Origin of the sequence: Actinosynnema sp. NPDC023658 (assembly GCF_040639995.1) — a bacterium.
Classification (GTDB): Bacteria; Actinomycetota; Actinomycetes; order Mycobacteriales; family Pseudonocardiaceae; genus Actinosynnema.
The window spans coordinates 1-1,859 of the sequence record NZ_JBFAAX010001048.1 but is presented as its reverse complement, the minus strand read 5'-3'; the positions used below and the strand labels follow the sequence as shown (position 1 = coordinate 1,859).

The 1,859-nt window shown below is 71.9% G+C and carries 1 protein-coding gene and 1 pseudogene; both read left to right on the top strand.

Annotated features, from left to right (window positions below):
• Positions 1-174: pseudogene (locus tag AB0G02_RS37900) on the top strand (glycosyltransferase family 1 protein); the annotation flags it as partial.
• Positions 175-982: 808 nt separating this feature from the next.
• Positions 983-1,859, top strand: an 877-nt coding sequence (locus AB0G02_RS37895; protein ID WP_360804641.1) for an ice-binding family protein, incomplete at its 3' end; no start/stop codon positions are given.

The window sequence follows — 1,859 nt, the reverse complement described above, 5'->3', positions numbered from 1 at the left end:
GCGCTGCGGCACCTGCTGGCCGACGACGCCCGTCGCGAGGCCTACGGCATCGCCGGCGCGGACCGCGTCGAGGCCAGGTACAGCACGGTCCGGATCGCCGCCGAGACGGTCCGCGTCTACCGCCAGGCGACCGGCCAACCGGAGGTCGTCGAGGCGTCGGTGCACGACGGCTGACCGCACCTCGGGTCGAGGACCGCCCGCCGCGAGGCCGCTCGGAGGACATCACCCCGGTTGGCCGGTGGCCGTGTTCACCGCCCGCGACGGCCGCACCACCGGACCGGCACGCCCAGGCCGCATCAGCCCTCGGTCGCGGTGGCCGAGGCGTGGTCGCGAGGTGGTCTGCGTCATCACCGCCCGAGGGCTGCCGCCGCCGCGGTCGGTGGTGGGTCGGCGGCATGCCCGTGCCACCTCGACGGCGCCGGTCGCACGGCCTTCCGCGACGAGTGCGCCCTGGGAGCCCGGCGCGACGAGGACAGCGAGCGCCCGCGGGGCAGTCGAAGCGCGACGGGTTCCGGGTGCGTGACCGACTCCGTGGGCGGACCCCGCGGTGGCGGCCCCTCCGGAGGGGCCGAGGGAGTCACCCGGCTGACAGGACCGCGTCACCCGGGCCGCGAGCGGCGCCGTGCGCTCCACAGTGGATAGCGTGAGCCCAAGGTCATCCGATCGAGTGGACATCCTCACCACATGGTCGGACGTGACGAGTTCGTGCGGCGGTGCGAGCCTGCCGCCCTTAGCGTCTGCCAATGGTGGCCGGGGCTGAAGTGCCGGTCAACGGTTTGTCCACAGTGGACCTCCGTTCGACCGCTCGTCCGCGTGCACGGGCAGACTCGATCACTGGACAGGACGCCGGCTCCCACCGGCCCGGTTGATTGATCGACGAAAGGCTACACGGATGAACGGCACACCCACGACGACATCGACCCGGAATCGCCGGCACCTCCGATGGGCCGCGCTGGTGGCCGTCGGTGCCGTGGTGAGCACCATGACGCTCTTCGGCGTGCTGTCGAACCCGCCCTCGGCGTACGCGGTCGAAGCGCCGGTGGAACTCGGTGTGGCGGAGACCTTCTCTGTGCTGGGCGGGCAATCGGTCACGAACACCGGCGAGACCACCTTGAGCGGAGACCTCGGGGTGAGCCCCGGCACCTCCATCACGGGCTTCCCCCCCGGCACGGTCGGCGGCACCATCCACCAGACCGACGCGGTGGCCGCCCAGGCACAGGCCGACCTCACGGTCGCCTACGACGACGCCGCGGGCCGCGCACCCACCGGCCAGGCGCTCCCCGCGGACCTGGTCGGGCTGACGCTGGTGGGCGGCGTCTACGCGGCCTCCGGGGCCACCGAGTTGAACGGGACGCTGACCCTCGACGGCCAGGGCGACCCGAACACCGTGTGGATCTTCCAGATCCCCTCCACCTTGATCACCGGCTCGGCCAGCGTGGTCAACCTGATCAACGGCGCGAGGGCCTGCAACGTCTTCTGGCAGGTCGGCAGTTCCGCGACGCTCGGCACGAACTCGGACTTCGTGGGCACGATCATGGCGCTGACCTCGATCACGGTGAACACGGGTGCGGACGTCCGGGGTCGCGCCCTGGCGCGCAACGGCTCGGTCACGTTGGACGACAACACGTTCACCACGGAGGTGTGCGACGTCGTGCCGACGACCACGACCACCACCGACACGACCACAACCACGACCGGCACCACGACGACCACGACCGACACGACGACGCCGACGACCACGACGACCGGCGTCACGACGACCACGACGCCGACCACCACCACGACCGGCGTCACGACCACCACGACGCCGGGCACCACCACGACCGGCGTCACGACCACCACGACGCCGGGCACCACCA